Consider the following 6659-nt stretch of genomic DNA (forward strand, 5'->3'; position numbering starts at 1 on the left):
CGCCCATGCCCTGCCGGTCACTCAGTTCACGGGCGCCATGAAGGGCCCGGCTGCGGTGAAGCCGGTCGCGCCTGCTGCGGTGGCCCGTCAAGGGTTGTCAGCCTCGTGATTTCCCCACGCGACAACTCGATCAGTTTCTCGTTGCGCGCAGTGGTCAGTTCGATCTCCAGCAGGTTCATCGCCGTCTGGTACTGCTCTTTGGACAGCGCATCGCTTTGCCAGTCCGGATACGAGTCCTCGACCTCAGTCTGTCGTCGCGTGGCATTTTGCTCAAGGGTGGCGAAGGTTTCAGGGTTGCGTTCTACCAGGTAGCGGACCCAGTAATCGCGCAAGACCAGATTCCGCAGAAACTCGTCGGACGCTTCGGTCTCCAGCACGGTGCGACGTGCATCGAGCAGTGCCTGTCCATGAATGGGTGTGCCATACAACATCCGTTGCGGTTGTCCGGGCAATTCCAGCCCATCCGGCCAGCCAGCGGTCATGCCGATCCGGTATTGCAGGCGAATTTCCGCTCGATCTTCACCGAGAGCGGCGCGCTCGGCCAGGCGATCGACCTGCTCCAGCCGAAACATTTGCCGCGACAGGTCCAGCAAGGCCCGGCCGCGCCGATCCGAAGACCACCGGGGCACATCGCGCAGGGCGTTGTATTTGAACACCCGGGTTTCCATCTCGCTGAAAGACAGGCTACGGCCATCGGCACACGTCGCATGGGTCTGCGCATCGAAAAACAGCTTCTCGCGCAACTCGCTGTTTTCCGCGGCGGCCCGGATCACCTCCCACACGCGAAAACTCAGATGGGCACGCGACAGAATGAAATCGCTGGTGTCGCGCAGCGTCCAGAGCAGATGAAAGAACGGTCCGTAGCCGTCTGCCTCGGCCAGTTGCCGCCACAGTGCCGCATGCTCGTCACGCAAGGTGCCAGTCGTATTGGCCAGCCAGGGTTCAAGGGCATCCTGCGCGACATAAGTGGCCGGGTTGTCGATGGACTCCAGTTCCTCCACATTGGCCTGTGGGTCGACCTGCTCAAGGTCTTCTTCGCTGTCGGAATCCCATTCCGAATCCGAGTTCGAGCCAGACTCTGAGGAGCTGTCCGGATGACGGTTAGCCGCGGCGATGCGCAGATCCAGTTCATTGCGGGAAATCCCCATGACATCGCCATCGCCGTGGGCAATGCTGTAATCGCGCAGGCGCTCCAGACTGTCGCGCGACAACTGACTGTTTTCTTCCAGGCGGGTGCCGCGCGCCAACATCTCATGACCACCGTCGAACAGACCGGCCGGAATCATTTGCAGGCGATTGCCCCGCACATCCAAAGTGTGCAGATACTCTGACTCAAGGGCGCCGACGGGCCAGGCATGAAGGCCGTTGTACGCCAGGTTCAGGGTTTCGAGGCGACCGAACGCACTGACATCGAAAGTATCCAGCTGATTGTTGCTCACATCCAGCCAGCGCAACCGCTCCCCTCGCAACGCTTCATACAACGTTCGCGGGTCCGTGAAACGGTTGCTATTGAGCTCCAGCCGTTCGAGCCGCGACATGCCTCGCACGGCATCCGGTATCGCCTCCAGGTCATTACCATCGAGCACCAGTGTGTCGACGGCGGGAAATGCCCTCAAAAACCCGTTCGAGCCTTGCTCAGTGATCCGTACACCGGTGAGCAAAAGGCGTGTTACCGCGGGAAACTGCACGGGCAAATCCGGTAAATCGCCTGTTTGCGCCTTCATGAGATCCAGCACTTGCCCATTCTCTTGGGTTGGCGCGATCAGCCCGTCCAGCCAGCAGCGGTAAATCTGTTTCGCCGCCAGGCTGCGACTTTGCGCCGACACAAACCTTCTCGACGTTTGGAACTCGCGGATATAGAGCCAGCTGTTCAACTGGACAGCCAGTGTTTCACCCGTCTGCTTCCAGTCATTGAGCCGGCCTTCGATCTGCAGATCACTGAGGCCGGCATTGCGCAGGTGCGCAATGTGCTGCAGCGCCCGTTGCGGACTCAACAGTGGATCGAGCGCCTGCAAACGCGCAGCGAACCCGACGGTATCTGCAGGCGCGGACGTGTGCCGGGGCAGCGGCAACAGGCCTTGCTTCACGCTCCAGCCGGTTTCCGACGGCGGAAACACCTCGGGCACCGATTCCTGCGCAAAGCGTTGCAGCGTACCTGCAGGCAAACCTTGCGCCGTTTCAATCCGATGCAGCGCCGCCGTCAGGTCAGACGCGCTATCCGCCGTGAACGGATTACCCGTCAGATTGACTTTGATCAGCGTGTCCGGGTGCGCAAGCACCTGCTCCGGCAGACGTGCAAGCGCATTGTCACGCAGGTCGATCCAGGTCAACCCGGCCATGTTTTCTGCGTCCCTTGGCCATGCCTTGAGCCGAGTGGCCCGCAGATTCACGGTCTTGAGCCGGGTCAAGGCACCCAGGTCGAGCTGGCCCAATGGGTTATGGCTGAGGTCGAGGTCTTCGATGTTCGTCAGAGCGTTCAACTGGTGCTGTACCACCGGCGTCACAGAGAGGCTGTTGCCGGCCAGATTCAACCGGGTCAATTGCGGCAAGTCTGCGGAGGAGATCGGCACCTCGTTCAGTTCGGTGTCAGCGATTTCGAGACTTTGCGCTTCACTGAATGCCTGAACGAAACCGCGAATATGCTCGGCAGGTACATCCAGTTCACGCAAGCGCACTGTCTTCACATGGGCAAACGCTCCGGCGGGCAACACGGGCAGCGTTTTGAACCGGGGACTACCGTGCAGGATCAGATAAGCGTCCGCCGGCGGCAGCTCGAACAGTGCCTGCTTGACGGGCACACCGTACCGCTGGCTCACGCCATTGCGCCAGGTACTCTGCAGCGCTTTGAGCAAACTGGAATTCGGCACTTCGTTCCAAAGCGGCAGCAGTCTGGCCGTGCGCAATCCCGAGGACTGGATGGGCTCATGAAACGGCCGGAATATCTCGGCGTACTCGACACTCAGCGCCTGAATGGCCTCAAGGTCGAGGTTGAGCAGTCGCTCAGGGAGCGGATCGAGGTAGCCGCGTATGCCCATCAGAAATTCCAGTTCGCCCTGGACGTAACTGCGCACCATCTGCTCCACGTCCATCAAGTGGCCCAGTGCCGCCTCGTGGCTTTTGACGTACTCGCTGGCACGCGTGAAGTCCTCGTAAGCGACCTTTCGCCAATTCAGCGACAACCCCGCCCATTGCTTCTCATGCCCGGTGTAAAACGCCTCAGGGATCGAGCTGATCGCCGTGTTGCTCAGATCAAATCGTTCCAGTGCGGGCAGATCGAGTGTTTCGACCGGCCACTGCGTCATGTGAGGTGCGTGGAGGGTCAGGGTTTTCAGATTCACCAACGATGCCAGACAGCGCTCCGGGAACACCGTGTCTGTGCCGTAAATCTTTATTTCCAGCGCCTCAAGGGCCGTGAGTGGTGCCAGTCGCGGGGCAAAATCGGCAGGAAGGCTCATGTGGGACGCGTAACTCAGGCTTTTGAGCGTGGTCATCCTGCTGACTGAACGTGGCAGGTTGGTCAATTCCTGAATACGTATACGTATGAACCTGAACAGCTCGCTACGCGAGCCTATCCTGAGCTTTTCCAGGCCCTGGAATCGTGCGAGAAAGCCATCGGCATTGGCATCGGTCAGGCCGCTTCCGCTTACCGACAATTCACGGACGTGGCTGAAATCCGCCGTGAGTGTCGGCAACAGGTCTTCGCTGTCGATCTCCAGGCGCGCAGCACGCGGCTCTTGCGCGGCCAACGGTGCCGCACGCCAGCTTGCTTCAAATGCTTGTGCGGTATTCCTGCGGCGTTGTTGCGCGGTTTCCGGCATCGGTCGACCAAAGGGATCGCGCGGCACCACCTCCGGCGTCCCGATCCACGCTTCAAGCGTGGCCTTCTGCGCGGCCCATTCTTGCTCACGGCGCAACAACTCGCTGTAGATTTGCCCTTCGGACAGACCTGCCTGCGATTGCTGACGTATAAATTCGTTGGCCTGCGCATCGCTCAGCCCCGGATAGACATCGCGCACCTTCGCTGTGAGTGGCGGGTTGAATGCCTGGCCGCGACCACTGGCGTAATACCCGACCAGGGTCTCATTGACCCGCACGGGGGGCTTGAACAACTTCGCCTGTGGCTCCAGGGCCTGCAGGACATCTGCACGATTGCGCCCGGCCTGCTCGATGATACGGCTTTGCAAGTCAGCGCCTTGACCGACATGGGGGATGCCCAGGCTACGGCGAGCGTCATCGGGCAGCGCGTGCAGGATCGACGCGTAGAAATTGTCACCCTCCCTGGACAGGCTGTTGAGCGCCTCGCCCCGCTCATCGAACGCCTGAAACTGCGGGCCGTTTTTGATCAGGAATTTCCTGTGCAGGGCTGGCACGTCACCGATACTGTCGAGCAATGCACCGGTCGTACTGCCATCGCGAACTTCCAGGCGCACGTTGTCGGGCCAGCCCGGCATCCGCTGCAACATCTGCAAGGCCAGGCGTCGACTGTCGGGAGATGCCTGATTGTCGCTGCGCAGCCCCGCATAGGCCCGGGTCTGCCGCCCCTGTCGCGCATACCAGCGCGCCTCCTCCAGCATGCGCAACGGCACACGACGGGTCTGCGCGAGCCGCTCGAGATCATCCGCCGCGGCATGATGGAGCACTTCCTGAGCGGCTGACTCGCTGAGACCGGGACAGGTTCGCTGCAGCAGTGTGACCTGCCGGTCCCGGGATGGCGTGCCGGCATAAAGACTGTCGAAAATCGCCGACTGCCGGCCGCTGGCGTATTCCGCCAGCAATTCACCGAGCGCTGGCGCCCGGGCGTCGGGCGCCAGCGGGCCGCGTCCGCGCAACAGCTGACCCAGCTCAGCCTGATCGAGGCTGGCCACAATCCGGCGGTTCAGTTCTCCACCCAGGACCTGCGAACGCGTCAAGCGAATCGCCAGCCTGGCGTCGACACCGGGCACCCGCCAGCGCTCACCGTATTTGACCGACGCGCCGCTCAACTGCGGCCCTTCGAACACCTCCAGCACCCGTCCCGACGGCCAAGTGGGCAGGTCAGTCATCAATGGCAAAGCGTAGAGATATTTCTCGTTGATCGGCCTGGTTCCGCGCAGTTGCTCGATGACCTCGTCGACGCCCGCATCGGCCCTGAACAGACGCAGAGCGTCGGTCAACGCCGGCGGCGGCACCGCGTGATCGACGTGCATCTTGCGCAACGCGTTGTCACTGACGCCGCTGACGTCGGCAATCCTGATCAGCTCGGCATCGGAGAACCCGTCGGTTTCGTGGCCCAGGCGCCGTAACAGCGTCAGACGGTCCCATTCCAGGGGGCGCTCCAGCGTATGCCGCCAGGCGCCGCGGCCATTGCTGCCAAGAATCGGCTGATAGGCCGTGGTATCGCTCGGGTGGCGGATTCGCCATTTGCCCAGTGATTCATCGAAAAACTGTTCAAACACGCGGCCGCCCTGACGAATGAAGGTCTTCGTACCGACCTCATACTGCCCCGCTTCGTTCGGCATAGCGTTGGTGTCCAGCACGACACTGGACTCATAAGCGCTGAGGTCCGGCTTCCAGAGGCGGGTTTCGCCATTGGGCAAGGTTACCGGATGCAGTTGCTCGATCACCGGTTCAGGCCTGGCTGCCGAGAACCTGCGCACACCGACACCCACCCCGGCCATCACCGCAATCTGCGCCAGGTTCTCAGCTACATCGAGCAAATGATCCTTGGCCGCCCTGCGGTCGCCCTCGCCCCACTCCACTGCGCCCTCAAGGGTTTCGTACAGCAACTGACCGGCCATCACCACCATCATGACCTCCCCCAGCACCGGCACGAACATCGACACCATGTTCAGACCGAGCATGTCGATTTGCAGCAGATGCGCCAGTTTGGCATCGCGCGCCTTGACATCGACATCAGCACTGGGCACGGCGTGGCTGCGAGCATCGGCCAGCACCTTGGCGCTACTTTCGGTGTAGAGGTATTCCCAGAGGCTCTGGTTTTCCTCCCAAAGGCCTCTGCGCCGCTGTGTCCAGATCGACGGCGCAATGTAGGGGTCAGGTTCCGGTTCCAGTTTCGCCGCCGGCGGCGGCGGTAGCTCCCTGATCCGGGTGAATGCTGCACCGGCGCCCAGATCAAGAATCGTGCGCCAGGGTGAACGCCAGTAATCGCTCGGAGAGTCGGCGGCCTTGCGGGTGAACTGACTGAAATAATACCCACGCGCCTCGTAAGGCAGGAACTGACTGAGGAACCGCTGGTAATCAGTCGGTTCGGCGCTCGTGGCGTTGCCAGCGTGCCGCGCTGTGAGCAAGCGCTTGAACTCCGCCGTGGCCTGATCGCCGCGATAGCATTTGAAGGGATGCTCCGGGTCATGGGGGATATAAAAAATCCACTCATCGCTGTAGCGGTACTTTTCACAGATCGAAAACACCACACATCCGGTCAGCCTTTTGTCCATGACCGCCAGATCGCGGAACCAGACCGGTTTATGGCCGACCGACGGATTCAGCTCATCGTTGATGACCGACACAATCATGGCGTAGTGCGCCGGCTCGATATCCTCTTTCAAGAGGGCCAGCTCGGCAGCCGCGCGCATCGCGGCTTTCTGACTGGCGATGAACTGCTGACGGAACGCCGTTGCCGCCACCGCATCCGTCGGATGGAAGAAGCCGCGCAAGTACGT

At 61.3% G+C, this 6659-nt stretch carries 1 protein-coding gene; it reads right to left on the minus strand.

Annotated features, from left to right (window positions below; all coding sequences use genetic code 11):
- Nucleotides 1-26: 26 nt before the first annotated feature.
- Nucleotides 27-6653: an NEL-type E3 ubiquitin ligase domain-containing protein gene (locus DBR24_RS02135; RefSeq protein ID WP_371921215.1), complete on the minus strand. Its 6627-nt coding sequence runs from the start codon at nucleotides 6651-6653 to the stop codon at nucleotides 27-29.
- Between the last annotated feature and the right edge of the window lie 6 nt (nucleotides 6654-6659).

It is taken from the genome of Pseudomonas sp. HMWF006 (assembly GCF_003061205.1).
Lineage (GTDB): Bacteria > Pseudomonadota > Gammaproteobacteria > Pseudomonadales > Pseudomonadaceae > Aquipseudomonas > Aquipseudomonas monsensis.